The organism is Pseudomonas sp. NPDC087639 (assembly GCF_044743385.1).
GTDB lineage: Bacteria > Pseudomonadota > Gammaproteobacteria > Pseudomonadales > Pseudomonadaceae > Aquipseudomonas.
The window spans coordinates 309-24,266 of the sequence record NZ_JBIUWI010000021.1 but is presented as its reverse complement, the minus strand read 5'-3'; the positions used below and the strand labels follow the sequence as shown (position 1 = coordinate 24,266).

The 23,958-nt window shown below is 59.6% G+C and carries 24 protein-coding genes; 14 read left to right on the top strand and 10 right to left on the bottom strand.

The annotated features are described in order from the left end of the window. Nucleotides 1-2 precede the first annotated feature (2 nt). Together aguB and ACIOVB_RS11455 are read right to left on the bottom strand one after the other, a co-directional pair. Complete coding sequence (gene aguB / locus ACIOVB_RS11460) at nt 3-881, bottom strand: N-carbamoylputrescine amidase (protein ID WP_401267699.1); 879 nt, start codon at nt 879-881, stop codon at nt 3-5. Between the two features lie 213 nt (nt 882-1,094). After that, nucleotides 1,095-4,007 (bottom strand): aminotransferase, encoded by a 2,913-nt coding sequence (locus tag ACIOVB_RS11455; protein WP_401267696.1) that lies wholly within the window; start codon nt 4,005-4,007, stop codon nt 1,095-1,097. Nucleotides 4,008-4,154: 147 nt separating this feature from the next. Here ACIOVB_RS11455 and rfbC point away from each other — a divergent pair, with 147 nt between their 5' ends. From rfbC to ACIOVB_RS11435, 4 genes are read left to right on the top strand one after another with little or no spacing between them, the layout of a single operon-like run. Then, complete coding sequence (gene rfbC / locus ACIOVB_RS11450; protein WP_047299314.1) at nt 4,155-4,700, top strand: dTDP-4-dehydrorhamnose 3,5-epimerase; 546 nt, start codon at nt 4,155-4,157, stop codon at nt 4,698-4,700. 42 nt (nt 4,701-4,742) lie between these two features. After that, nucleotides 4,743-6,551: an ATP-binding protein gene (locus ACIOVB_RS11445; RefSeq protein WP_187678917.1), complete on the top strand. Its 1,809-nt coding sequence runs from the start codon at nt 4,743-4,745 to the stop codon at nt 6,549-6,551. Beyond that, nucleotides 6,548-7,933 (top strand): sigma-54-dependent transcriptional regulator, encoded by a 1,386-nt coding sequence (locus ACIOVB_RS11440; RefSeq protein ID WP_401267692.1) that lies wholly within the window; start codon nt 6,548-6,550, stop codon nt 7,931-7,933. Before ACIOVB_RS11445 ends, ACIOVB_RS11440 begins: the two co-directional genes overlap by 4 nt. Continuing rightward, the gene (locus ACIOVB_RS11435) at nt 7,930-8,385 is read left to right on the top strand and encodes a YiiD C-terminal domain-containing protein (protein WP_401267690.1); all 456 of its coding nucleotides are present in this window, start codon (nt 7,930-7,932) and stop codon (nt 8,383-8,385) included. The genes ACIOVB_RS11440 and ACIOVB_RS11435 overlap by 4 nt, the downstream gene beginning before the upstream one ends. A gap of 73 nt (nt 8,386-8,458) precedes the next feature. Here the strand turns inward: ACIOVB_RS11435 and cysQ are convergent, their stop codons facing one another. Together cysQ and nudE are read right to left on the bottom strand one after the other, a co-directional pair. Beyond that, nucleotides 8,459-9,286, bottom strand: a complete 828-nt coding sequence (gene cysQ, locus ACIOVB_RS11430; RefSeq protein ID WP_401267811.1) for a 3'(2'),5'-bisphosphate nucleotidase CysQ — start codon at nt 9,284-9,286, stop codon at nt 8,459-8,461. A 7-nt stretch (nt 9,287-9,293) separates the two neighbouring features. Then, complete coding sequence (gene nudE, locus ACIOVB_RS11425) at nt 9,294-9,863, bottom strand: ADP compounds hydrolase NudE (RefSeq protein WP_095190590.1); 570 nt, start codon at nt 9,861-9,863, stop codon at nt 9,294-9,296. Nucleotides 9,864-9,951: 88 nt separating this feature from the next. On the opposite strand from nudE, the gene yrfG reads away from it, so the two are divergent. Then, the gene (gene yrfG / locus ACIOVB_RS11420; protein ID WP_401267686.1) at nt 9,952-10,614 is read left to right on the top strand and encodes a GMP/IMP nucleotidase; all 663 of its coding nucleotides are present in this window, start codon (nt 9,952-9,954) and stop codon (nt 10,612-10,614) included. A 115-nt stretch (nt 10,615-10,729) separates the two neighbouring features. On the opposite strand, the gene lysM is transcribed toward yrfG, so the two are convergent. Further along, nucleotides 10,730-11,179 (bottom strand): peptidoglycan-binding protein LysM, encoded by a 450-nt coding sequence (gene lysM / locus ACIOVB_RS11415; protein ID WP_123529759.1) that lies wholly within the window; start codon nt 11,177-11,179, stop codon nt 10,730-10,732. A gap of 140 nt (nt 11,180-11,319) precedes the next feature. Between lysM and ACIOVB_RS11410 the strand changes: the two genes are divergently transcribed. The 4 genes from ACIOVB_RS11410 to ACIOVB_RS11395 all read left to right on the top strand — a co-directional run bounded on the left by ACIOVB_RS11410 (nt 11,320) and on the right by ACIOVB_RS11395 (nt 16,254). Then, nucleotides 11,320-12,207, top strand: coding sequence for a LysR family transcriptional regulator (locus ACIOVB_RS11410; protein ID WP_187679420.1), 888 nt, complete (start codon nt 11,320-11,322; stop codon nt 12,205-12,207). Between the two features lie 92 nt (nt 12,208-12,299). Beyond that, nucleotides 12,300-13,139, top strand: a complete 840-nt coding sequence (fdhD, locus tag ACIOVB_RS11405; protein WP_187679419.1) for a formate dehydrogenase accessory sulfurtransferase FdhD — start codon at nt 12,300-12,302, stop codon at nt 13,137-13,139. Further along, nucleotides 13,136-15,484: an FdhF/YdeP family oxidoreductase gene (locus tag ACIOVB_RS11400; protein ID WP_401267682.1), complete on the top strand. Its 2,349-nt coding sequence runs from the start codon at nt 13,136-13,138 to the stop codon at nt 15,482-15,484. Before fdhD ends, ACIOVB_RS11400 begins: the two co-directional genes overlap by 4 nt. Nucleotides 15,485-15,777: 293 nt before the next feature. After that, nucleotides 15,778-16,254, top strand: coding sequence for a glycine zipper domain-containing protein (locus ACIOVB_RS11395; RefSeq protein WP_095190584.1), 477 nt, complete (start codon nt 15,778-15,780; stop codon nt 16,252-16,254). Nucleotides 16,255-16,322: 68 nt separating this feature from the next. Here the strand turns inward: ACIOVB_RS11395 and ACIOVB_RS11390 are convergent, their stop codons facing one another. From ACIOVB_RS11390 to ACIOVB_RS11375, 4 genes are all read right to left on the bottom strand, one after another. Beyond that, nucleotides 16,323-16,742, bottom strand: coding sequence for a thioesterase family protein (locus ACIOVB_RS11390; RefSeq protein ID WP_231990980.1), 420 nt, complete (start codon nt 16,740-16,742; stop codon nt 16,323-16,325). A 104-nt stretch (nt 16,743-16,846) separates the two neighbouring features. Then, nucleotides 16,847-18,070 (bottom strand): 3-hydroxyacyl-CoA dehydrogenase NAD-binding domain-containing protein, encoded by a 1,224-nt coding sequence (locus ACIOVB_RS11385; RefSeq protein WP_401267679.1) that lies wholly within the window; start codon nt 18,068-18,070, stop codon nt 16,847-16,849. A gap of 107 nt (nt 18,071-18,177) precedes the next feature. Then, on the bottom strand, nt 18,178-20,106 hold the full coding sequence (locus ACIOVB_RS11380; RefSeq protein ID WP_401267677.1) for an ATP-dependent DNA helicase RecQ: 1,929 nt from the start codon (nt 20,104-20,106) through the stop codon (nt 18,178-18,180). 380 nt (nt 20,107-20,486) lie between these two features. Then, on the bottom strand, nt 20,487-20,990 hold the full coding sequence (locus tag ACIOVB_RS11375) for a polysaccharide deacetylase (protein WP_401267675.1): 504 nt from the start codon (nt 20,988-20,990) through the stop codon (nt 20,487-20,489). A 292-nt stretch (nt 20,991-21,282) separates the two neighbouring features. On the opposite strand from ACIOVB_RS11375, the gene ACIOVB_RS11370 reads away from it, so the two are divergent. From ACIOVB_RS11370 to ACIOVB_RS11350, 5 genes are all read left to right on the top strand, one after another. Beyond that, the gene (locus ACIOVB_RS11370) at nt 21,283-21,579 is read left to right on the top strand and encodes a hypothetical protein (protein WP_187679413.1); all 297 of its coding nucleotides are present in this window, start codon (nt 21,283-21,285) and stop codon (nt 21,577-21,579) included. Nucleotides 21,580-21,644: 65 nt separating this feature from the next. Then, a complete protein-coding gene (locus tag ACIOVB_RS11365; protein ID WP_401267673.1) occupies nt 21,645-21,815 on the top strand; it encodes a hypothetical protein in 171 nt (56 codons plus the stop codon). Between the two features lie 364 nt (nt 21,816-22,179). Further along, on the top strand, nt 22,180-22,479 hold the full coding sequence (locus ACIOVB_RS11360) for a hypothetical protein (RefSeq protein WP_401267671.1): 300 nt from the start codon (nt 22,180-22,182) through the stop codon (nt 22,477-22,479). Nucleotides 22,480-22,636: 157 nt separating this feature from the next. After that, nucleotides 22,637-23,080, top strand: coding sequence for a hypothetical protein (locus tag ACIOVB_RS11355; protein ID WP_213028728.1), 444 nt, complete (start codon nt 22,637-22,639; stop codon nt 23,078-23,080). Continuing rightward, nucleotides 23,080-23,352: a type II toxin-antitoxin system RelE/ParE family toxin gene (locus ACIOVB_RS11350; RefSeq protein WP_123449450.1), complete on the top strand. Its 273-nt coding sequence runs from the start codon at nt 23,080-23,082 to the stop codon at nt 23,350-23,352. The genes ACIOVB_RS11355 and ACIOVB_RS11350 overlap by 1 nt, the downstream gene beginning before the upstream one ends. A gap of 178 nt (nt 23,353-23,530) precedes the next feature. Here the strand turns inward: ACIOVB_RS11350 and ACIOVB_RS11345 are convergent. Next, a partial coding sequence (locus ACIOVB_RS11345) for a phosphoenolpyruvate carboxykinase (ATP) (RefSeq protein ID WP_401267668.1) occupies nt 23,531-23,958 on the bottom strand: 428 nt, incomplete at its 5' end.

Below are 23,958 nucleotides of genomic sequence, written 5' to 3'. Positions count from 1 at the left end.
GATCAGGACTCCAGGGAACCGTCGAGGGTTTTCAACGCGCCGTACAGATTCGGCCGGCGGTCACGGAATGAACCCCACGCGCTGCGAATATGTTCCAGCTCGTCGAGGTTGAAAGTGTGCACAAGAATACCTTCTTCGGTTTTATTCAGCTCCTGCACTTTTTCGCCGAACTGGTTGGCGATGAACGATGAGCCGTAGAACGTGATGTCGTAGCCGTCCTGTTCTTCGTTACCGATGCGGTTGCTGGCGATCAGCGGCATCAGGTTGGCGCCGGCATGACCCTGCTGCACGCGCTGCCAGTGATCGCGGGACGAAATGCTCTTGTCGTGCGGCTCGCTGCCGATGGCGGTCGGGTAGAACAGGATTTCCGCACCTTGCAGCGCCATCGCACGCGCCGCTTCCGGGAACCACTGATCCCAGCAGATGCCCACGCCGATTTTTGCGTAACGGGTATTCCAGACCTTGAAGCCGGTATCGCCCGGGTTGAAGTAATACTTTTCGTGGTAACCCGGACCATCCGGGATGTGGCTTTTACGATAAATCCCGAGGTTGCTGCCGTCGGCATCGATGATCGCGATGCTGTTGAAACGCGCACGACCGGCCAGCTCGTAGAAGCTGATCGGCAGCACCACTTGCAGCTCTTTGGCGATTTTCTGGAAATGTTTGATCGCGACGTTTTCTTCCACCGTAGTGGCCAGTTGCAGATAGTCCGGGTTCGGCTTCTGGCAAAAGTACGGCGCTTCGAACAGCTCCTGGATCAGGATGATCTGCGCGCCTTTTGCGGCAGCTTCGCGCACCAGTCTTTCGGCGGTTTCGAGGTTGGCTTCCAGATCCCACGAACAGGCCATCTGCGTGGCGGCGACGGTAACGATACGGCTCATGAATCATCTCCGGGCAAGTGCTTTGACGGTCGAGGATTCGACCGAAGGGAAAAAACGCGCGCACCGGACAAAAAATCGCCATGCCGGAGCAACGGCGACTTTATAACCGATAAATATCGGCCTTAAAAGCTACATACCAACCTTTCATCTAAAAATAATCACAAATAGCCGATATAAATCTGCTTTTTGTAGGCGCGGTTGGGAATCCGTGGCTTACAGGCCTTCGGTAAGCACCCGATCCAGCATGTCGACAAAGAAATCCACACTGCGCCGCGAGGTCACCATCGGCGGTTTGATCTTGAGGATGTTCAGGTCATCGCCGGTCGGTTGCATGAAAATCCCCAGCTCGCGCAGGCGATCGCACAGCGATGTGGTCTCTTCAGTCGCCGGTTCCAGTGTGTCGCGGTTGCGGATCAGTTCCACACCGAGATAAAAACCGGAGCCGTGCACCGCGCCCACCAGCGGATGTTTATCGATCAACGCTTCGAGCCGCGCCTTGAAGTGGCCGCCGACCACTTGGGCGTTCTCCCAGAGTTTTTCTTCTTCCATCACATCCAGCACGGCCATGCCGATCTGACAGCTCACAGGACTGCCGCCGGCCGACGAAAAGAAGTAACCCTCAGCCTCCAGCGCTTCGGCGATTTCCCGGCGAGTAATGACCGCACCGAGTGGCTGGCCGTTGCCCATGCCTTTGGCCATGACAATGATGTCCGGCACCACGCCTTGTTCTTCGAAGCCCCAGAAGAAATGGCCCATGCGCCCGTAACCGACCTGCACTTCATCGGCGATGCACACACCGCCCTGCGCGCGGACCAACGCATACACCTGCTTCAAGTAACCGGGTGGCAGCGAGATGCCACCGGCATTGCCATACACCGGTTCGCAGATAAACCCGGCCAGTTGACGCTTCTGCTCAGCGATTTTCGCCAGATGATGCTCGACGCTGCGCACATAGTCCGGCGCCGAATCGAGGCCACGGAATTCGCCACGATAAATGTTCGGCGCGATCACCGGATGCACCCAGTCCGGACGGCTTTCGAGGGCTTTCGGGTTGTCGGCGATCGAGGTCGACACCGCATCGGCACCGATCGTCCAGCCGTGATAAGCCTCCAACACGCTGACCATGTCGCGACCGCCGCTGTAGGCCCACGCCAGACGGATCGCCAGGTCATTGGCCTCGCTGCCGCTGTTGACCAGAAACACCCGATCCATGCCTTCCGGCGCCAGCTTCAGCAAACGCTCGGAGAACTCGGCCACCGCCGCATAGTTGAAGCGTGAGTTGGTGTTGAGCAGCGACCACTGCCGGGCAGCGACCGCCGCCATGCGCGGATGACCATGACCGAGCACCGCCACATTGTTGAGCATGTCGAGGTAGGAACGGCCCTGCATGTCGATCAGGTGATTGCGCCAGCCGCGCTCGATGCGCGGCGGATCCACGTAATAGTGTTTTTGCGTGCGGGCAAAACTGGCGTCGCGGCGCTCAAGCAAGGTCTTCGAATCCAGCTCCTGCTCGGCATCGCAGGCCAATCCAAGCAAAGCTGCCGGTGACGGACACAGCGCCTGCCACGCGGCCGCACGGGACGGCGTACAGAACAGCGGCGCATCCCATTGCGCACCGCGACTCAGTTGTACGATCAACGGCCCGCTGACCGAACCCAGCACCTGACCTTTGACCAGCGCCGCCCCGCTTTGCAGCGATGGCGTCACGCCCCACAAACGTACGCTGAGCTGTGGGCCGTCCAGTTGCAGCGAACCCTCTGGGCGCTGATGAACCACACCGGCAAACGGCGATTCCACAGGCGTGCCATTGGGCACGCGTAATTCGACGTGCAGCGGGAAGGTGTCCGGCTCAGCGGCACTGTCCGGTTGAGTACGCGACAAACGGTATTGGCCATAACGACTCGCCGCCAGACCATGCGCGGCAGCCGCTTCATTCAACAATCGCTGGTCGATGCCCTCCTGCTCCCAGTTGCCCGCCTCGAAATGCGGACTGAGAACGCCGAGGTCGATCAGAGCAAATTCACGCCCGACCAGACTTGGCAGCAACGGCGCAAAGTCTTCGCCGTTGATCGCCGCCAAGGGTTGCCCGACCGCGCTGAGGATCGCCGCTTCCATCAACGCCAGCGGCACCGATGTCGCGACGCGGAAGATTTCCCACTCGTGGGTGAGGTTGTCGCGGCTGTAAGCGTTGCCCGGATCGATACTGACCTGCTGCTCGCCACTGAGCACCAACACCGCCGCCCGGGCGACGATCAGTGGCCACAGGGCTTGCAGTTCTTCGTGTTGCAGCGGATTGACGGCGTGATAAGCCTGAACCGCCGGCAGAATCACAAACGGATCGCCGTCGGCGTGATGCAGCAATGCGGCGCATGTCACCGACAGATCGGTAATGCGCCAGGTGCGGATCAGGTCGCCGAAATCGATCACACCCTGCAATTGCCAATGGCGCTGTGCGTCGCGCTGCCAGACGGCGTTGTCGTCAGTGATGTCCATGTGAATCGCCTGCACCGGCAGTTTGTCCACCAGTGGCTGCAAGCGGCGCTCGGCCTGCTCGGCGGCGTCGGCGATCAATGCGCGCTGCTGGTCGTCCTTGATCACTGGCAGCAAATGACTGATCAGTGCGCTGGCATGGCGCGCGTCCCATTGCAATGTGCGCTCAAGGCCCGGGTGGTCAAACCCGGCCAGTGCCAGGTCCATCTCACCGCAGAGCCGGCCAAACCCGGCCACCACGTCATGGCCCAAGTGATCGAGATGGGTCAGCGGCTGACCTTCGATGTAATCGAGTACCCGCACATGTACCGGCTCGCCATCGACTTGCAGCGTCAGCAGGTCCTGACCGTTATTGGCAGCAATCACCCGCGGCACATTTACTGTGCAGTGTTCGGCCAGATACTTTAGGCCGGCATGCTGGGCTTGCAACTCGACAAGGGCGTAATCGCCACGGCAGATTTTCAGCACAAACCGCCCGCGCTCACTGTCTACGCGATAGTTAAGATCTTGCTGACTGCCGAGGGCCTGTAACGTGCCGCCGAGCCCGTAATGTTCGGCGAGCCATTGCAAGGCCTGCGCCTCTGAAACCTGCGGGCTGGGCAAACTGGCGCGATGAATCAACGTGGCGAGCGGCATGAAACGACCCCTGAAATTTTATTAGGCGCTTATATCGCCACTGCTTCGGAGGATACGCAACCCCTGATCGTGGTTATTCGAGCGCTCGCATCCGCCGGCACTTTGCGCAAGAATGTCGACCATTCACACCTGCCTATGGAAATCCCAATGAATGTAATCACCACCGATTTGCCCGGTGTTCTGATCATCGAACCCAAGGTGTTCGGTGACGAGCGCGGTTTCTTCTACGAGAGTTTCAACGCCAAGGCGTTCCAGGACGCGACCGGCCTGGACACCCAATTCGTTCAGGACAACCATTCGCGCTCGCAAAAAGGCGTGCTGCGTGGCCTGCATTATCAGTTGGAAAACACCCAGGGCAAACTGGTGCGCGTCACGGTCGGTGAAGTGCTTGATGTGGCTGTGGACATTCGCCGCAGCTCGCCGCACTTCGGCAAGTCGGTGGCGGTGCGCCTGTCGGCTGAAAACCATCGTCAGCTGTGGGTACCGGAAGGTTTCGCCCATGGCTTCGTAGTGCTGAGCGAGTTCGCCGAGTTCCTCTACAAGACCACCAACTACTACGACCCATCGTCCGAGCGCAGCATTCGCTGGGACGACCCTGCTCTGGGTATCGACTGGCAATTGGACGAAGCGCCGAAGCTGTCGGCCAAGGATCAGGCAGCGGCGCTGCTCAAGGACGCTGACGTCTTTTCCTGAGGCCGGGCATAATGCGCCTGTTCCCTCAGGCGCATCCGGCTCATGAAACCATCCCTTCCCCGCAGACCCCGCTGGCGCAGCCTCGCCCTTCTGGCCCTGTGTCTGGCGCCTTTACTGTGGCCGTTGGAGCATCTGGCCGAGCGCTATTACCGCAGCGAACTGGCCGGGCAGAATCGCCAGACCCTCGACCTCTACGTCGCCAACCTGCTGGGCACCCTGCACCGCTATGAAGTGTTGCCGCAGATCCTCGGCGACCTGCCGGCCCTGCGTACCGTGCTTGGAGCGCCAGACGATGGTGTTACCCAAGGCAATGCCAACCGTCTGCTGAAAAACATCGCCGCACAGACTGGCGCCGAAGTCATGTACCTGATGGACACCACCGGGAAAACACTCGCGGCGTCGAACTGGGACAAACACGATAGCTTCGTTGGCCGCAATTTCTCCTTCCGCCCGTATTTCAGCGAAGCCATGGCCGGGCGTCTCGGGCGCTTTTTCGGTCTTGGAACGACATCGGCCAAGCGCGGCTACTTCTTCGCCGCTGCGGTGCGTAATGGTGAAAAGATCACTGGCGTGCTGGTGATCAAAGTCGATCTCGACCACACCGAAAGTCTCTGGGGCAAAACCCCGGAACAACTGCTGGTGACCGACCATAACGGTGTGGTCATCCTCACCTCGCGTCCTGAATGGCGCTTCCGCTCGACCCGCGTCTTGAGCGATACCGAGCGCGCAGCGATCACCGCAATCCAGCCCTACCCGACCCGTGAACCGCGTCCGCTGAACCTCAGCCCCGATGCCTGGCTGACACAAACCCACGACATCGCCGAAACCGGCTGGAGCGTCAGCATTCTTGCGCCGCGCACGCTGATCGACCGCCCGGTGCGTACGGTGGTCGCCATCGGTGGCGCCACGCTATTGGTTATGATGCTGCTTCTCGGCCTGATGATGCAGCGCCGCCGCCACTATCTGGAGCGCATCGCGTTTGAAGCCAAGGCCCGTCGTGAACTGGAAGGCCGCGTCGCCGAACGCACCAGCGACCTCGAAGGCCTCAACCGCCGCTTGAAACAGGAAGTGCTGGAGCGCGAACAGGCGCAACAAGAACTGGTTCGTGCTCAGGATGATCTGGTACAGGCCGGCAAGTTGTCAGCGTTGGGGACCATGTCGGCAAGCATCAGCCACGAACTCAATCAGCCGCTGGCGGCGATCCGCAGCTACGCGGAGAACGCTGAAGTGCTTCTCGACCATGAGCGGACTGACGACGCGCGCGGCAACCTCAAACTGATCAGCGAACTGACCGGGCGCATGGCGTCGATCATCGCCCACCTGCGTGCGTTCGCCCGCCGCGATCGTCACGCCCCGGAGAGCGTCGCCCTGCAACCGGCGCTGGACGATGCTCTGGCCTTGCTGGCCAAGCGTCGGCGCAGCATGGAAGTCGAGCTGATCCGTGACCTGCCCGCCGCCACCCTGTGGGTCGAAGCCGGGGAAACCCGCCTGCGCCAGGTACTCGGCAATCTGCTGGCCAACGCCCTCGACGCCCTCACCGAAAAGGGCCCGCCGCGCAAATTGTGGCTGAGTGCCGAATCCACTGCCGAAGGCGTCAATCTGTACATTCGCGACAACGGCCCGGGGTTCTGTATGGAAGCCCTCGGTCGCGCCAGCGAGCCCTTCTACACCACCAAGACCCGTACTCAAGGTCTTGGTCTGGGTTTGGCGATTTGTGAAACCCTGATGCGCGCCTTCGGTGGTGAACTGTCGTTCTCCAACCACAAACAAGGTGGCGCCTTGATCACCCTGCGGCTGCGCGCCGGCGCGCCCGGGGTCAGCCTGCAACCGTCCGAGGATCGAAGTGCATGACCATCGACAATCGCATTCAGGTGGTGTTGATCGACGACGATCCGCACCTGCGTCAGGCCCTCGGCCAGACCCTGGATCTGGCCGGGCTGAAAATCCTCCCGCTGTCCGAAGCCAAGGGGCTGGCAGCGCAACTGGAGCGCGACTGGCCGGGTGTGGTGGTCAGCGACATCCGCATGCCGGGCATGGACGGTCTCGAATTGCTGAGCGAGTTGCACGCCCAGGATCCCGAGCTGCCAGTGCTGCTGATCACCGGCCACGGCGATGTGCCGCTAGCCGTGCAGGCGATGCGTGCCGGGGCTTATGACTTCCTCGAAAAACCGTTCGCCAGCGATGCTCTGCTCGACAGCGTGCGCCGCGCCCTGGCCGTGCGCCGCCTGGTGCTGGACAACCGCAGTCTGCGTCTGGCCCTGAGCGATCGCAATGAACTGAGCGCGCGTCTGGTCGGCCACTCGACACCGATGCTGCGCCTGCGCGAGCAGATCGGCGCGTTGGCGGCGACCAAGGCTGACGTGCTGATACTTGGCGAAACCGGGGCTGGCAAAGAAGTCGTCGCTCGGGCATTGCATGATCTATCGAGCCGCCGCAACGGCCCGTTCGTGGCGATCAATGCCGGGGCGCTGGCTGAATCAGTCGTGGAAAGTGAACTGTTCGGTCATGAGCCGGGCGCGTTCACTGGCGCGCAAAAACGCCGAATCGGCAAGTTCGAATTCGCCAATGGCGGTACGTTGTTCCTCGATGAAATCGAAAGCATGAGCATGGACGTGCAGGTGAAGTTGCTGCGCATGCTGCAGGAGCGCGTCGTTGAACGTTTGGGCGGCAATCAGCTGATTCCGCTGGATATCCGCGTGATCGCAGCGACCAAGGAAGACCTGCGCCAGGCCGCTGATCAGGGCCGCTTCCGTGCCGACTTGTATTACCGTCTCAACGTCGCGCCATTACGCATTCCCCCGCTGCGCGAACGTGGCGAAGATGCGCTGGTGCTCTTCCAGCATTACGCCGATGAAGCCAGCGCCCGCCACGGCTTGCCGCCGCACGAACTGCAACCGGCACAACGTGCCCTGCTGCTGCGTCACACCTGGCCGGGGAATGTGCGCGAGTTGCAGAACGCGGCAGAACGTTTCGCCCTTGGCCTGGAACTGGCGCTGGATAACACCGGCACCGAAGGGGGTGGCGCGACCGTGGAAGTCATCGCCGGCGGCCTTAGCGAGCAAGTGGAAAACTTCGAGAAGTCGCTGATCGCCGCCGAACTGTCGCGCTCCCACAGCTCCGTGCGCAGCCTTGCCGAAGCGCTGGGCATTCCGCGCAAGACGCTGCACGACAAACTGCGCAAGCACGGCTTGAGCTTTGCCGACAGCGGCGCCCACGGAGATGAAGCCGAATGAACAGCGACAGTCGCTATCTGGAATCGGTCCTGCATCACGACATTCCCCTGACTCAGGCGATGGGCCTCAAAGTGCTCGACTGGCAGGCGCAGCAGCTGAGTCTGCACTTGCCGCTGGATGCCAACGTCAACCACAAAAGCACCATGTTCGGCGGCAGTCTCTACTGCGGGGCAGTGCTGGCCGGTTGGGGCTGGCTGCATTTGCGCCTGAAGGAAGAAGGGATCGAGGACGGGCACATCGTGATTCAGGAGGGGCAGATCAGTTATCCCCTGCCGGTGACGGGGGATGCCACGGCGATTTGCCCGGCGCCGGAGGCGGCGGTGTGGAAGAAGTTTCTGGCGATGTATCAGCGTTATGGACGGGCGCGGTTGACGTTGAATACGCGGATCGTCAATTCCGGGAATGATGAGGACGCCGTGACGTTTAGCGGGCAGTACGTTTTGCATCGTTAAAGCAAAGATCGCAGCCTGCGGCAGTTCCTACAGGTTTATCCATGTAGCTGCCGCAGGCTGCGATCTTTTGATCTTAACCGCGGGCCAACTCCAACAAGCTCGCCCGCCAAGCCGCCTTCGCCGGCAGTGCCAGAAAGAACTCATTCAGCAACGATTCCCGCGCCGGATAGCAGAACGCGTCACCGCGCAAATCCAGCACCTCACCGCCCGCGCCTTCCAGCACACCCTGCGCCGCCGCCGTGTCCCACTGCGAAGTCGGTGCCAGGCGCGGATAACAATCCGCCGCACCCTCGGCCAGCAGGCAGAACTTCAACGAACTGCCGATATTGGCCAATTGCAGCTCACCCAGACTGGCGCTGAGTCCTGCGAGCAAGCGCTCCTGCTCGGGGCTGGAATGCCGACGACTGGCAACCACGGTGAACGCTTCGCCCGGCGCCGGTACGTCGCGCACCTGAATCGAAACCAGTGTGCCGCCCTTGTCACAGCGCCACGCGCCCAACCCGTTACCACCGACGTAATAACGACCGTTGGTCGGCATCGACACCACACCAAACACCACTCGGCCGTTTTCGATCAGGGCGATGTTGACGGTGAACTCCTCACTGCCACTGATGAACTCCTTGGTACCGTCCAGCGGATCCACCAGCCACCAGCGCTGCCAGCCGGCGCGCACGCTTTGCGGGATATCGGCATCCTCTTCGGACAGCACCGGAATGCTTGGATCCAGCGCCGTCAGACCCGCAACGATCAGGTGATGCGCGGCCAGGTCCGCAGCGGTCACCGGCGAGTCATCGGACTTGGCCGTGACTTCAACGCCTGCGCGCCAGAACGGCAAAATCGCTTCGCCTGCCTGCAATGCCAGCTCGATCACTGGCGCCATCAACGGGTGCGGGAAATTCATCAAACGCTCACTCATAACTGAAAACACCGCGCTGGCTCAGCAGGTCGCGGGTCAAATAAAGCGCCGCCAAGGCGCGCCCTTCGGAAAACTGCGGATTCAGCGCCAGCGCCGACAACTCCCGAAGATTGACCTTGTCGACCCGCATCGGCTCGGGCTCATCGCCCTCCAGACGTTCCTCGTACAGATCGGTGGCCAGCACCACCTGAATCTTCTGGCTCATGTAACCGGGCGACAGCGACAGCTCGGTCAGATGTTCCAGTTGCCGCGCGCCGAAACCCGCCTCTTCCTTGAGTTCACGCTCGGCCGCCGCCAACACATCTTCGCCCGGCTCGATCAAACCTTTAGGCAAGGACAACTCGTATTCGTCAGTGCCGCCGCAGTATTCCTCGACCAGCACCGCATGCTCGGCATCGAGCATCGCCACGATCATCACCGCGCCGTATCCCGCACCCTTGCCGACCAGCCGCTCGTAAGTGCGCTCCACGCCGTTGGAAAAACGCAGCTTCAGTTCTTCGACGCAAAACAGGCGGCTGGTGGCGACGATTTCGCGGGCAAGTACAGTGGGTTTCTGGCGCATGCAAAGCTCCTTGGCGTGAACGCGCTACTATAACGCGGCTTTCCCGATTGTTTACGTCGGATATCTTTTCACCGTTCGAGACGTTGCCATGCCTTCATTACCGTGGTCCGACATCGATACCGTTCTGCTGGACATGGACGGCACGTTGCTGGATCTGCACTTCGATAACCATTTCTGGCTGGAACATCTGCCCCAACGTTACGCCGATCTCCACGGGATCAGCCGGGCCATGGCCGAGATGGAATTGCAACCGCTGTTCGAGCGACATGCCGGTCAATTGCAGTGGTATTGCCTGGATTTCTGGAGCGCGGAGCTGAAGTTGTCAGTGCGTGAATTGAAGCAGGAAACCGCGCACCTGATCGCCCTGCGCCCGGATGCCGATACCTTTCTGGCGGCAATAAAACGGGCCGGCAAACGGGTGATCATGATCACCAACGCGCACCGTGATTCGCTGTCGTTGAAGCTGGAGCGGATTGAACTGGCGCCGTACTTCGAGCGGTTGATCAGTTCGCACGATTACGGTTACCCCAAGGAGAACCCGCAGTTCTGGGATGCCTTGCAGACGGATATCGGTTTTGATCCGGCGCGCAGTCTGTTCATCGACGACACCTTGCCGATTCTGCGCAGTGCGCGGGATTTCGGTGTGGCGCACTTGTTGGCGGTCAAAGAACCGGACAGCCGCAAAGGGCCGAAAGATACTGCGGAGTTTGCAGCGGTCGAGGATTACCGCGACCTCATTTCCGGTTTATGAAGATCCATTGTGGCGAGGGGATTCATCCCCGATGGGCAGCGCAGCGGCCCTGGTTTTTTTGCGCCTGTTGCGCAGCCGGTCGGGGATAAATCCCCTCACCACAGGATCTTGCAGATTACTCAGGGATGCGCAGTGTCTGCCCCGGATAGATTTTGTCCGGATGTTTGAGCTGCGGTTTGTTGGCCTCGAAAATCTTGTTGTACTGGTTGGCGTTGCCATACACCGCGAGAGAAATCGCGCTGAGGGTGTCGCCTTTTTTCACCACGACAAACCGGGCGGCAGCCACCACTGGCCCGGTTACCGTGATCTGATCGTCAACACCGCTGACGCCGGCGACGTTACCCAATGCCAACAGAATCTTTTCCTTTTCTTCCTGACTTGAAGCTTCACCGGTGGCGATCACCTTCTCGCCCTCGACTTTGACCTGGATCTTGGAAGTATCAATTCCCGACAACGCGTCCTGCACATGCTTGGTCAGCGCATCACCGTTGGCCTCGGCCTTGTCCGGCGTCAGCGCATCGAGAATTTTCTCACCGGCTTCTTTGATAAAACTGAATAAGCTCATCGTGTTCACTCCATGGAATAAAAGGGTCGTCGACCAAGACTAGACCACCGCGGACAAACCCGGTTCCAAGCCGACCAATGACCCTGCCGCCCCCCAAGCGGTAGAATCACCCACCCCCGCCGCCACCCTTCGGAGCGAAGATGGACATCAAGCAGCTGAAATTCCTCATCGCCCTCGACGAAACCCGCCACTTCGGCCAAGCCGCCGCGCGCTGCCATATCACCCAGCCGACCCTGTCGATGCGCCTGCGCAGCCTTGAAGAAGAGCTCGATCTGCCGCTGGTCAACCGTGGCCAGCGTTTCGAAGGCTTCACCGCGCCGGGCGAACGGGTGCTGGCGTGGGCGCGCACGGTGTTGGCGGCTTATGACGGTTTGCAGGCGGAAGCGGCGGCGTGTCGCGGCAACCTGATCGGCACGCTGCGCTTGGGCGTGGTGCCGCTGTCGAGCTTCGATCCGTTGCCGCTGATGCAACGCCTGCACGCCGCGCACCCGGATCTGCGTTTCGAACTGTCGGCGCTCAGTTCCGAGCAGATCCTCGAGCATCTGGCGAACAATCGCATCGACCTTGGCGTGTCTTATCTGGATCGTCTGGATAACGAACGCTTCGAAGCCCTGGCTTTAAGCGAAACCCGCATGGGCCTGCTCTACGACCAGCGTTCGTTCACTTTTGGCGAGGCGCCGTTAAGCTGGGAATCGTTGATCGAACTGCCGTTGGGCATGCTGACCAGCGGCATGCATTTTCGCCAGTCCATCGACCACAACTTCCACAGCCGTAACCTGACGCCGCAGCCGTTGCTGCAAACCGACGCTGTGCATCAATTGTTACAAGCCGTACACAACGGCTTTTGCTGCGCGATCATGCCGCTCGACGGAGGCCTCGAAAAGCTTACCGATCACCTGCGCCTGCAACCGATCGAAAACGCTCAAACCCTCGCGTCGCTGGGCCTGATCATGCGCCGTGGTGCCCCGCGTTCGGCGCTGGCCGAAGCCTGTTTCGCGCTGTATCAAAAATCACCAGGCGAGTCTTGATCGACGGCATCTATCGGAAGATCGACATTAGCGATTAGACGCGACATCTTGCCGCGCCTAGTCTTAGCGTTGATCAATCCGTCGGTGATGCCATGAACGCCAAGCGCCCAGCCTGCGCGGCGCCTGCACTTGAAACGCCCGCGCCCGCCGCCAGTCAGACCTACAGTTACAGCGATTTGCCCCTCGAGGAATCGGCCAGCACCGCGCTGGCCGAGGAAGTCGCGTTGGCGATCGCCTACAACGGCATCAGCCAGGCGGTCATGCTGGTGACGCCGACCGACCTTGAAGACTTCATCGTCGGCTTCAGCCTCGGCAGCGGCATCATCGAAGACGCTACCGATATCTATGACCTGCAACTGACTGGCGCAGGCTCGGCGCAATACGCGCAAGTGACCATCGCCAACCGTGCCTTCTGGAACCTCAAACAACAACGTCGCCAGTTGGCCGGCACCAGTGGTTGCGGCTTGTGCGGCGTCGAAGCGGTGGAACAAGCGCTGCCCGATCTCAAAGTGTTGGCCGGCGCGCCGTTGCCACCGCTTGCATGGCTCGACGGTTTGCGCCAGCGCATCGGTGCGTTCCAGCCGCTCGGTCAGCATTGCGGTGCGGTACACGCAGCGGTGTTTATGAACGCCAGCGGTGAACTGCTGCTCGGTCGCGAAGACATCGGCCGGCACAACGCCCTCGACAAGCTGATCGGCGGGCTGATCCGCCAGAAGATATCCACAGAAGGCGGGCTGGCGATTGTCACCAGCCGTTGCAGCCTCGAATTGATCCAGAAAGTTTTGCGCGCCGGCATCCAGACCCTGGTCAGCCTGTCCGCCCCCACAGGCCTTGCCGTGCAATGGGCCCGTCGACACAACCTCAATCTCATCCACCTGCCGCAGAAAAGTGCGCCGCGGGTGTATAGCCCCGCGATGGAGAATCAAGCGTGAGCCAACATCATCAAGCCGACCAGAAACCTGTCCCGCGCTACAAGCCTTACAAAGGTGCAGCCGGCGGCTGGGGTGCCCTGATCAGTGTGGCCCAGGCCTGGTTGACCAGCGACAACGCGCTGAAAAACCTGCGCATGATGCTCAAGACCAACCAGAACGGCGGCTTCGATTGCCCGGGTTGCGCCTGGGGCGATTCGCCGGAAAGCGGCATGGTCAAATTCTGCGAGAACGGCGCCAAAGCGGTGAACTGGGAAGCGACCAAGCGCCGGGTGGATGCCAAATTCTTCGCCAAACACAGCGTGACTTCGCTGCTGGAACAGAGCGATTACTGGCTTGAGTATCAGGGCCGCCTGACCGAGCCGATGGTCTACGACGCCGAGACCGATCGTTACAAACCGATCGCTTGGGACGACGCGTACGCCCTGATCGCCAAACATCTGCAAAATCTGCCGAGCCCGGATCTGGCCGAGTTCTACACCTCGGGTCGCGCCAGCAACGAAGCGGCGTATCTGTATCAGCTGTTCGTGCGCGCCTTCGGCACCAACAATTTCCCTGACTGCTCGAACATGTGCCACGAAGCCAGCGGTGTGGCGTTGGCGCAAAGTGTCGGCGTCGGCAAAGGCACCGTGACTTTCGACGATTTCGAACACGCCGACGCAATTTTCGTCTGGGGCCAGAACCCGGGCACCAACCACCCGCGAATGCTCGAACCGCTGCGCGAAGCAGTGAAACGTGGCGCTCAGGTGGTGTGCATCAACCCGCTGAAAGAACGCGGTCTGGAACGCTTCCAGCACCCGCAACACCCGATCGAAATGCTCACCAACGGCGACAAGCCGACCAACACCGCGTATTTCCGCCCGGCACTGGGCGGCGACATGGCAGTGCTGCGCGGCATGGCCAAGTTCCTGCTGCAATGGGAACGCGATGCGCAAAAGGCTGGCGCCCCGGCCGTTTTCGACCACGACTTCCTCAACGCCCACAGCGCCAATGTGCTGGAGTACCTCGGCGTTGTCGACGACACGTCATGGGAGCAGATCGTCGAGCAATCCGGCCTGACCCTGGTGGAAATCGAGCAAGCGGCGCGCATGTACGCCAAAGGCAAGAACGTGATCATGTGCTGGGCCATGGGCATCACCCAGCATCGCCATTCGGTGCCGACCATTCAGGAAATCGCCAACCTGATGTTGCTGCGCGGCAACATCGGCAAGCCGGGTGCGGGCCTGTGCCCGGTGCGCGGCCACAGTAACGTGCAGGGCGACCGCACGATGGGCATCAATGAACGTCCGCCAGTGGCGTTTCTTGATTCGCTTGAGCGTCGCTTCCAGTTCAAGGTGCCGCGTGAAAACGGCCACAACGTGGTCGAGGCAATCCATGCGATGGCCGAGGGCCGCGCCAAAGTCTTCATCGGGCTGGGCGGTAACTTCGCCCAGGCCACGCCAGACAGCCCGCGCACGTTCGCGGCGCTGAGCAATTGCGACCTGACCGTGCAGATCAGCACCAAGCTCAACCGCAGCCATCTGGCTCACGGTAAAGACGCGTTGATCCTGCCGTGCCTCGGCCGTACCGACATCGACATCCAGACTGAAGGCCCGCAAGCCGTCACCGTGGAAGACTCGTTCAGCATGGTCCACGCCTCCAACGGCCAGTTGCAGCCGCTGTCGAATCAGATGCGCTCGGAACCGTCGATCATCGCCGGCATCGCCGCCGCGACCCTGGGCAGCAAACCGGTGGACTGGAACTGGTTGGTGGCCGATTACGGGCGTATCCGCGAGCTGATCGCCGACACCATTCCCGGCTTCAAGGAGTTCAACGAGAAGGTCAAAAATCCGGGCGGCTTCTACCTCGGCAACAGCGCCGGCGCACGTAAGTGGAACACGCCATCGGGCCGCGCCAATTTCCGCCCGAACCTTTTGCCGAAGGATCTGGTACACGAACGCACCCGCGCGACCGGGCAACTGCCGGATCTGATCCTGCAATCGATGCGCTCCCACGATCAGTACAACACCACGATCTACGGCCTCGACGACCGTTATCGCGGGGTGAAGGGTCAGCGTGATGTGTTGTTCGTCAACGAAGCCGACATTATTCGCCTGGGCTTCCGGCCGGGGCAGAAGGCTGACATCGTTTCGATCTGGGACGATGGTCGCGAGCGTCGGGTGAAGGGCTTCACGCTGTTGGCGTTTGATATTCCGGCTGGACAAGCTGCTGCTTATTATCCGGAAGTGAACCCGCTGGTGCCGCTGGAAAGCACTGGGGATGGTAGCCATACGCCGACATCCAAGTTCATTGCGATCCGGTTGGAAGCGGCGAGCGAGACCGGGTTGATCATGGCCAAGTCCGCTTAAAGGCTGCGATCTTTTTTCTTTTGCAACGCGGAGCGTCCAGGGATGCGTAACCACGCAGAGCATGGTTACGATCAACGCTTGTTTTTTGCGTTTCCATCGCCCACAAAAAAGGCCGCTTTTTCACAAAAGCGGCCTGTCCGAAGTAGCTAAAGACCGGCGAAAATCGCTTAAGTTCCGCCCATAAAACAGTAACTTACGCTTTTGTATACAAGTCGTGCTATTCGTCGGATTTCGATTGTCACGCTTGTTACACAGCCTCAGGATCGGCGCCGTCATCCCTTTGAGGCTCATCTATGAAGTTCTCCTCGATTCTCTTGTTGTCCCTTGGCCTGGTCAGTGGTTTTGCTTCCGCCGGCGGCACCACCGAAGCAGGTGTGGGCGGCGCATTGGGCGGGGTTCTTGGCTCGGTCGTCGGTCAGTCGTTAGGCGGCAATACAGGTTCCACCATCGGCGCAGCCCTGGGCGGCGCGGGTGGTAGTGCGGTAGGCGCAGACAAACGCAGCCGTGGCGAAGCCGCCATTGGCGGTGCGTTGGGCGCGGCCGGCGGTAACGTGGTTGGCCGCAGCATGGGCGGCACCACCGGCAGCCTGATCGGCTCCGCAGCAGGTGGCGGCGCCGGTGGCGCCCTGGGTAACTACATGGGCAACAAAAGCGATGACGATGATCGTCGCTATGATCGCCGTCACGATGACCGTCGCTACTATCGCGACCGTCACCCGGGCCGCGGCCACGCTTATGGCCACCGCAAACATCACAAGTATCGCGACTGAGGCCTAAACACCTCGTTGGCCGGTAAAGCAAAAATCGCAGCCCTAGGGCTGCGATTTTTTTACTTTTTTCACACCACCAATCTTTCCAGCGCCCCGCGTAACCCAGCAGGAATAGGCACTGGCTGATTGCTCGCCCGATCGACAAACACGTGCACGAAACGCCCGGCGGCACACGCTTCGCTTTCGCCGACCTTGAATACCGCCAGTTCATACTGCACCGAACTGTTGCCCAACTTGCCGACCCGCAAACCGATCTCGATCAGATCAGGGAAAGCGATCGAGGCGAAGTAATCGCACGCCGAACTGACCACAAAACCCACCACCTCACCGTCATGGATATCCAGCCCTCCAACCTGAATCAGGTAGGTATTAACGGCCGTGTCGAAGAAGCTGTAATAAGTGACGTTGTTGACGTGACCGTAGGCGTCGTTGTCGTGCCAGCGCGTGGTGATTGGCTGGAAATGCGGGTAGTCAGAGCGTTGGTTCATGCGTAGTTCTCGTATTGGGCGTTCTCACGCTGACCGTGAGAACGCCCACTATACCTGTGGGAGCGGGCTTGCCCGCGAAGGCGCCGGCACAGGCGCCACATCATTCACCGGTCAGCAAACCCCTTCCCATGCGCCGCCAACTCACCAATCAACCGCGTCGGTTTCCACTGATCGCCCTGCCGCGTCTCCAGCGCCAACAAGCGCTGATGAATATCCGCGAGCCCCTGCTGATCCGCCCAGGCCATCGGCCCGCCCTGGTCCGCCGGGAAGCCATAGCCATTCAGATACACCAGATCGATGTCATGGGCCGACTCGGCAATGCCTTCCTGCAGAATCTTCGCGCCCTCGTTGACCAGCGCCAGCAGACAACGCTCAAGAATCTCTTCCGGGCCGATCTCACGACGCTGAAAGCCCAGACTTTCGCTGACCTGCAATACCAGCGCATCAACCTCAGGATCATGCTCAGCCTGACGACTGCCCGGCTCATAGTGGTAGTAACCATTGCCGGACTTCTGCCCAAACCGACCCATCTCGCACAAGCGGTTATCCACCTGAACCTCAGGCGCGTCCTGGCCTTTGCCGGCCAGCTCACGCGCACGCCACTCCAGATCGATACCGACCACGTCGTACATGCGGAACGGTCCCATCGCAAAACCGAAGCCCTGCAACGCCGCATCAACCTGCTGTGGATAAGCGCCTTCAAGCAGCATCTTGCGCGCCTCCAGCACATACGGATGCAGCATGCGGTTGCCGATAAAACCGTGACAGTTGCCGGAGACCACACTGACCTTGCCCATACGCTTGCCCAGCGCCAACGCAGCTTCCAGTGCTACGGGCGAAGTCTGCGCGCCGCGAACGATTTCCAGCAGCTTCATGATGTGCGCCGGGCTGAAAAAATGCAGGCCCAGCACTTGCTCAGGTCGTTTGGTTGCGGCAGCAATCGCATCGATATCCAGCGCCGACGTATTACTCGCCAATAGAGCCTCAGGCTTGAGCAAGCCATCCAGTTCGCGAAAGATCTTCTGCTTGAGCTCAAGGTTTTCGTAGACCGCCTCGATCACCAGATCGACATTGCGGATCGACGCGTAATCGGCCGCCGCGCTGACCCGCGCGAGACGTGCATCAGCCTCGGCCTGATCGATCCGCCCCTGACGCACGTTATGTGCATAAGTATCGGCAACGGTTGCGAGCGCCTGCTCAAGCATCTGTGGATTGTTATCCACCCATTGCACCGTCACGCCGGCATTGGCCAGGCACATGACAATGCCACGCCCCATGGTGCCCGCACCGATCACCGCCGCCTGCTGAATATCGAATGTCTGGCTCATGTTGTTCTCTTGTTGGCGATCCAAAGACTGGTCTCACCATAGTCAGCCAACGACGGTTTTTGAAGTTTATTACCGTGATGATCGACATTCAGCGGATGGATGCAGCCTCAGAGATGTGCTTGAACCCAACCCCGCACTTCGGCATACGGATACTCCTCCAACGCCGCATAACCGGAAATCGCTCGCGCCTTGAGCTTGGTAAACAGCGGCACACTGATCCCGCACAAAAACCGCGTCAGCCGTTCCGACGTCGGTGCATTGCCCGTGTGCTGCTCATGCCTGTGGATAAAGTCACTGCACAGCGCGGCAAAATTTTTATCCACAAGCGCTGGCAACTCCGATGGCGCTGGCAGTCGAGCGACATGCCCATGACACACCGAACAATGCCCGCAGCGCTCAGGCGCATCGTGATCACCGAAGTACTCCGCCAGCCGATAACCCAAACAGCGTTCAGTGGCGAACACATCGAGTATCGCGTGAATCCGCGCGACTTCCGTCTGCTCATGGCGGGTGAAGTAATCGTGTAACTCACCGCTCAACACGTCGCTGTCAAAATCGCTTTGCAGCAGGCTGTAGACCTCGGTCATCTGCTTGCTCTCAAGCTCGACCCAGCCCTTCTCCTGGAAATAATCCAGCGCCTTCACCACCCGATTACGCTCAGCCGAATACTGCGAATACATCGCCTCGAAATTCACCGTGGCCCAGGTACGCGCACGGGTCGACGTCTGGATAAGCGCCGCGACAAACTCCCGACGTTCGCCCTCGAAACGCTCAAGCAGCGCCTCAGGCTCGAGCAAGTATTTGAAGCGGTATTCGGCGTAATACGCGTAGCGCGGGGCAATCAAGCCACGCAGTTCCAATTGCACCAGCAAGGTCTTCAGCGGCAACGCGCGGATGTTGCTCTGATCCGCCAGCGGTCCGAGCAGAAACTCCCACTGCCCTTCCGGTTCCGAGGCCTTCAGTTCATCGAGCACATAGCGAATGCCGTCGCGCTCCGGGGTGTCGCCGTAAACGAAGTTTTCCAGCACATTGAGACTGTCACGGTTGGCCAGCACCAGGCAGTCCGACGGCTGCCCGTCACGCCCGGCGCGGCCGATTTCCTGACTGTAGTTTTCGATGGATTTGGGTAGGTCGAAATGCACCACATTGCGTATGTCGCTCTTGTCGATGCCCATGCCAAAAGCGATGGTTGCAACGATGCAATTGGACTGACCGGCCATGAAGCGTTTCTGGATGGCTTCGCGTTTATCGTGGGGCAAACCGGCGTGATAGGCCTCGGCCTGAATACCGTTGCGCTCAAGGTGTTCGGCGATGTGCTCGGCGGTTTTCTGCAAGGTCACATAGACGATGCTTGGCTGGCCCGGACGCTCGGCCATCCAGTCCACCAGACGCCGCCGCTTGTCCTGCCCGCGCACCGGTTCCACCAGCAGATTGAGATTGGGCCGATAGAAACCGGTCGTCACCACATCCTCGGCGGCAATGGCAAATTTGGCCTGCATGTCGGCGATGACTTTTGGCGTTGCCGTAGCCGTCAACAGCAGGGTTTGCGGGATGTTGAACTGCTTTTGGTAGTCCGGCAGCTTGAGGTAATCGGGGCGGAAATTGTGCCCCCACTCCGAGATGCAGTGCGCCTCGTCCACCACCAGCAACGAGATCGGCACCTGCTGCAAAAAGTTGCGGAAGCGCTCGTTTTTCAGGCGCTCCACGGAGATCATCAGAATCTTCAATTCGCCCGAACGGGCGCGGGCCATCACGTCATTGGCGTCATCGCGGCTCTGCGCCGAATCGATGCTGCCCGCCGAAATGCCGTGGCGTTGCAGAAACGCCAGTTGATCCTGCATCAATGCGAGCAACGGCGAGACCACCAGCGTCAGATTCGGCAGCATCAGCGCCGGTAACTGATAGCAAAGAGACTTGCCAGAACCCGTGGGGAAAATCGCCGCTGCCGAGCGCCCGGCCAGCACCGCGCTGATCGCGGTCTCTTGTCCGGGGCGAAACTGTGGATAACCAAAAACCTGTTCCAGGGTGTTGTGCATTGGCTGTCACTCCTTTGACCGCTGCCATGCCAACAGCCTAGCGGGCGATCGCAGCGAGTCGAGAAAAGGTCGGGGGGCAAATCGATACGAGATGATACAGCCCCAGAGGCCTGGCCACTGGCTGAAACAAACGCCACGATTTGTTTATCGCGGTGTTTGCCGACATCGCGATAGCGTGCCCGCTCCACCTCCGTATCACGCCCGGACGGCTGATGCGCGCAAACATTTCAAAGGAGTGACCATGCACTACAGATTGAAGTTAGCCCTCGTCCTCACCTTCACCGCCCTGATGTTGGGCGGATGCATGCGGGGACCCGAAGACCTTCCGCAGTTCGCCATTTCAGCGACACCGCAAGTCCTCACCGAAACCTGACCTTCACTCAGGGCAGCAGCACCGCCACGCGCAACTGCTCGTTCAATACCTGCTCATGCACGCTCAGGCTCTTGCTCGCCCACAGCGCATGGGCCGGGCTGATATCGCCCGTGAACGCCGCCGCCAACTGACGCAGGTCGGCGACGCTGCGCACCTGCGGACAAAACGGCTGTTCGGCACAGTCCTGACTGGCGTTGCGATAAGTGCTCAGCAAATGATCCCACAGACCATCGCGCACCTGCCTGATCGATTTGAGCTGCACTTGCGGCACACCCAAACGTTGCTTCAGACCCGATTCGTCGAGCGATTCACTGGCGAGCAAGGCTTTGCCGAACATCAGCACTTCGGCGCGCGAAGCCGTGTCGACATTCGCCTGGCTGTTAAGCGCCTCCGGCCAACCGGTTCGATCCAGATAATTCAACACCAGCGAATTGCCGGGTTCTGCGGCCATCGTCAAACGGCAACCGCTGACCCATAGCAATACAATCGAGGCCATTCGTAGCCACTGCATACCTAATTCCCTTTAAGCGCGTATCGGACGTTTGGAAACGTCGCACAGATTCTGGCGCGCAAGATACAGAGGTTTGGTCGGAAGCGCCTGACAAACCCGTAGGAAACTTCCCGCCTAAGGGTTTTGCCTTGAAAACGCCATGAAAACACGTAGGGCAAATGCCCGAACCCAGGAAAAACCCCTACGAACTCTGTCCATCCCGGCTGTCTTGTTCCACCGCGCGACGCCCTCCTATAGTGACCGGCGCGACTGAATCGCACTGTAGCGACTTCTAAAAGGACAGCCTTAATCCATGACCTCACTGCACCCACCCAGCAACCGCTACCGCCGTTTGAAAACCAGCTACGGCGAAAATCCGGTGCTGGTTATCGACACCGACGCCTGCCATGAGGACTTGCTGGATGCGGCTCAACAACGTCTGTGCGCCGCCGGCAATCTACTGGAGACTCTTTACTGCATGTGTTTCAAACAAGCGGACGTTAAAGACATTCCAAACATCATCACTGCGCTTTATTTATTGACTCAAGACGGCTGCGAACTATTAGAAGTTGCAAAACTGAAAGCCGCACACCGCCAGCAGACTCCTTAAACAACAAACCTGGAAACAACCAACTCGCCGATGCCATCGTCAACGCCCAGGAGCAGTACCGGGCCATGGAAGAGTGTTCGTACACCTACTTCACCGAAATGGACCAGGGCGAACGCCGTGTGTCCCTGGGCGGCAGAGACGTCCAGTTCTCAGCGGTGAAAGGCACGATTTACACCCCCGCAACCGGGCTGAACACCACCGTGCTGGATGTGGCGACGAGTCGGCATGTTCGTTGATGGCGAGGATCGGTGAGCCGGCGAAAAAACCTACAGCAATGCCCTATCCGGTATTCGTCCCGTTCCTACAAACACAGACTCCCTTGCCGTCTATCGCGGCTTGGTAAGTCAAATCTATAGTCGTGACTGTCGCTGCCAAATCAGCGACTCGGGTTTGGTCACCTGAAATTGAGAGAGAGAAACTGCGCATGCCCTTGTATGCTTGCCGCCATCTATTGTGCGGCATGCTTTATGGCGGCTGTGTTTGGGACGCTTCGGCGTACACGGAGTTCTCTCTCTCTGGTTGACCAACCCGAACACAGTCGCCTCCCATCGTTTGGTCATGATGGCGGCGGCTATTGGAACGCCTATAGAGAGAAGAAAAATGAAAAAATGGACCCAGTTCACCACCGATCGCTACCGCCCACTCGAATCCAACCTCACCGACACCAAGCCCCTGATCATCGACACAGCGGCCAACCCGCAAGACATCCTCGAATGCGCCGTCCAACGCCTGCGCGCGTCAAGCGACCTGCTAAAAACCCTCTACTGCCTCAGCTTCAAACAAGCCGACGTCGAAGACATCCCCCACATCACCCACGCCCTCTATCTGCTGACGCAGGATGGCTGTGACCTGCTGCAAGTCGCGCAGCAGCAGATGCTCAATTGGAAAGCACCCGCCTGAAAACAATCTCAGGCAGATGCGCGCTCAAATAACTAGCGCCTGCCTGACCAAAGAACATGGATGCTGCACACCCGGCGTCCAGCACAGGAGTTGAATTTTGCAAACTATTATTGATTGCGTACGATGGGAGCCATTGTTCAACCAAGAGCTCGCCTTCATGACCACTGAAACCATTGATCACAGTACTCTCGCGCGATTGTTTGAGAATGGTTCGATCAGTAGCGCACATATCGTCGCCAAACCCGGTGGCTGGTCAATTCAGATTCAGCAAGGAAACAAGGAATATTCACTGGCAGCACAACGCAGTGGTCAGGTGCGACTGTTCAAGCGGTTCGAAACACTGGTGACCTACCTGCAAGGAGTAGGTATCAATCACTTCGATGTGGACGCCTCCAGCTATGACCCTCTGCAGATAAAAACCTATGCCCGCCCTGATCGCGCCGAAGCGATGAAACAAGCTCATGAAGCTGCGGCATATGAAGAATGGGTCAAGCAACAGGTACAAATCAGCATTGATGACCCAAGACCCAGCGTCAGCGATGAAGACGCTCGCAGGATATTTGCCGCCAAGCGGGATGCTCTGCGTCAGCGAGTACGTTGATGAGGTTGGTCTGGCGCCAAGAGGCGCTGGATGACCGAGAAAACATCATGGAGCGTATCGGCCAGGAAAATCCCGCTGCAGCGATTAAGCTCGATGAGCTTTTCGAATCGAAGGGAGAAAGCGTCCGCCAGCAGCCAGCTTTATACAAAAGAGGTATCGCGCAAGGCACCCGCGAAATGGTTGTCACCCCAAACTACTACATCATCTACACAATCAAAGTTGATGCTGTGGAGATGCTGCGAGTACTGCATACCAGGCGGCAATGGCTATGAAGGCTGAAGAGAAGAAGAACGGCGTATAGAGTTCGCGGCTACTTAAGTGGCATTATTCTGGCTGTTTAACGCGAACGCTGCGGGAATAATGGCAGTTGATCTGATAATGACACCCAACCCATCACCCACAAAAAAGCCGCCCTCAAGAGGCGGCTTTTTCACTCACCAGAACTAAGTCTTACAACTTCGGCCCAGCAGCCTTGATCGCGTCGCTCACTTCGAACTTCTTGAAGTTCTCGATGAACAGACCGGCCAGTGCCTTGGCAGCCTCGTCGTATGCAGCCTTGTCAGCCCAGGTGTTGCGTGGGTTGAGCAGGTTGGTTTCAACGCCCGGTACGGCCAGTGGCACGTCGAGGTTGATGGTGTCGAGGTGCTCGGTGGCGGTACCGATCAGTGCGCCGCTCTGGATGGCTGCGATCACTGCGCGGGTGGTCGGGATGTTGAAGCGTTTGCCGACGCCGTAGCCGCCGCCGGTCCAGCCGGTGTTGACCAGGTAGACCTTGGAGCCGAAGCCGCGGATGCGCTTGATCAGCAGTTCTGCGTATTCGCCAGCCGGACGCGGGAAGACCGGTGCGCCGACGCAGGTGGCGACGGTCGACTTGATGC

Bases quoted from the DNA above. Each gene is read 5' to 3' on its own strand.
- aguB (WP_401267699.1), bottom strand. From the start codon at position 881: ATGAGCCGTATCGTTACCGTCGCCGCCACGCAGATGGCCTGTTCGTGG.
- ACIOVB_RS11455 (WP_401267696.1), bottom strand. From the start codon at position 4,007: ATGCCGCTCGCCACGTTGATTCATCGCGCCAGTTTGCCCAGCCCGCAG.
- rfbC (WP_047299314.1), top strand. From the start codon at position 4,155: ATGAATGTAATCACCACCGATTTGCCCGGTGTTCTGATCATCGAACCC.
- ACIOVB_RS11445 (WP_187678917.1), top strand. From the start codon at position 4,743: ATGAAACCATCCCTTCCCCGCAGACCCCGCTGGCGCAGCCTCGCCCTT.
- ACIOVB_RS11440 (WP_401267692.1), top strand. From the start codon at position 6,548: ATGACCATCGACAATCGCATTCAGGTGGTGTTGATCGACGACGATCCG.
- ACIOVB_RS11435 (WP_401267690.1), top strand. From the start codon at position 7,930: ATGAACAGCGACAGTCGCTATCTGGAATCGGTCCTGCATCACGACATT.
- cysQ (WP_401267811.1), bottom strand. From the start codon at position 9,286: ATGAATTTCCCGCACCCGTTGATGGCGCCAGTGATCGAGCTGGCATTG.
- nudE (WP_095190590.1), bottom strand. From the start codon at position 9,863: ATGCGCCAGAAACCCACTGTACTTGCCCGCGAAATCGTCGCCACCAGC.
- yrfG (WP_401267686.1), top strand. From the start codon at position 9,952: ATGCCTTCATTACCGTGGTCCGACATCGATACCGTTCTGCTGGACATG.
- lysM (WP_123529759.1), bottom strand. From the start codon at position 11,179: ATGAGCTTATTCAGTTTTATCAAAGAAGCCGGTGAGAAAATTCTCGAT.
- ACIOVB_RS11410 (WP_187679420.1), top strand. From the start codon at position 11,320: ATGGACATCAAGCAGCTGAAATTCCTCATCGCCCTCGACGAAACCCGC.
- fdhD (WP_187679419.1), top strand. From the start codon at position 12,300: ATGAACGCCAAGCGCCCAGCCTGCGCGGCGCCTGCACTTGAAACGCCC.
- ACIOVB_RS11395 (WP_095190584.1), top strand. From the start codon at position 15,778: ATGAAGTTCTCCTCGATTCTCTTGTTGTCCCTTGGCCTGGTCAGTGGT.
- ACIOVB_RS11390 (WP_231990980.1), bottom strand. From the start codon at position 16,742: ATGAACCAACGCTCTGACTACCCGCATTTCCAGCCAATCACCACGCGC.
- ACIOVB_RS11385 (WP_401267679.1), bottom strand. From the start codon at position 18,070: ATGAGCCAGACATTCGATATTCAGCAGGCGGCGGTGATCGGTGCGGGC.
- ACIOVB_RS11380 (WP_401267677.1), bottom strand. From the start codon at position 20,106: ATGCACAACACCCTGGAACAGGTTTTTGGTTATCCACAGTTTCGCCCC.
- ACIOVB_RS11375 (WP_401267675.1), bottom strand. From the start codon at position 20,990: ATGCAGTGGCTACGAATGGCCTCGATTGTATTGCTATGGGTCAGCGGT.
- ACIOVB_RS11370 (WP_187679413.1), top strand. From the start codon at position 21,283: ATGACCTCACTGCACCCACCCAGCAACCGCTACCGCCGTTTGAAAACC.
- ACIOVB_RS11365 (WP_401267673.1), top strand. From the start codon at position 21,645: ATGGAAGAGTGTTCGTACACCTACTTCACCGAAATGGACCAGGGCGAA.
- ACIOVB_RS11360 (WP_401267671.1), top strand. From the start codon at position 22,180: ATGAAAAAATGGACCCAGTTCACCACCGATCGCTACCGCCCACTCGAA.
- ACIOVB_RS11355 (WP_213028728.1), top strand. From the start codon at position 22,637: ATGACCACTGAAACCATTGATCACAGTACTCTCGCGCGATTGTTTGAG.
- ACIOVB_RS11350 (WP_123449450.1), top strand. From the start codon at position 23,080: ATGAGGTTGGTCTGGCGCCAAGAGGCGCTGGATGACCGAGAAAACATC.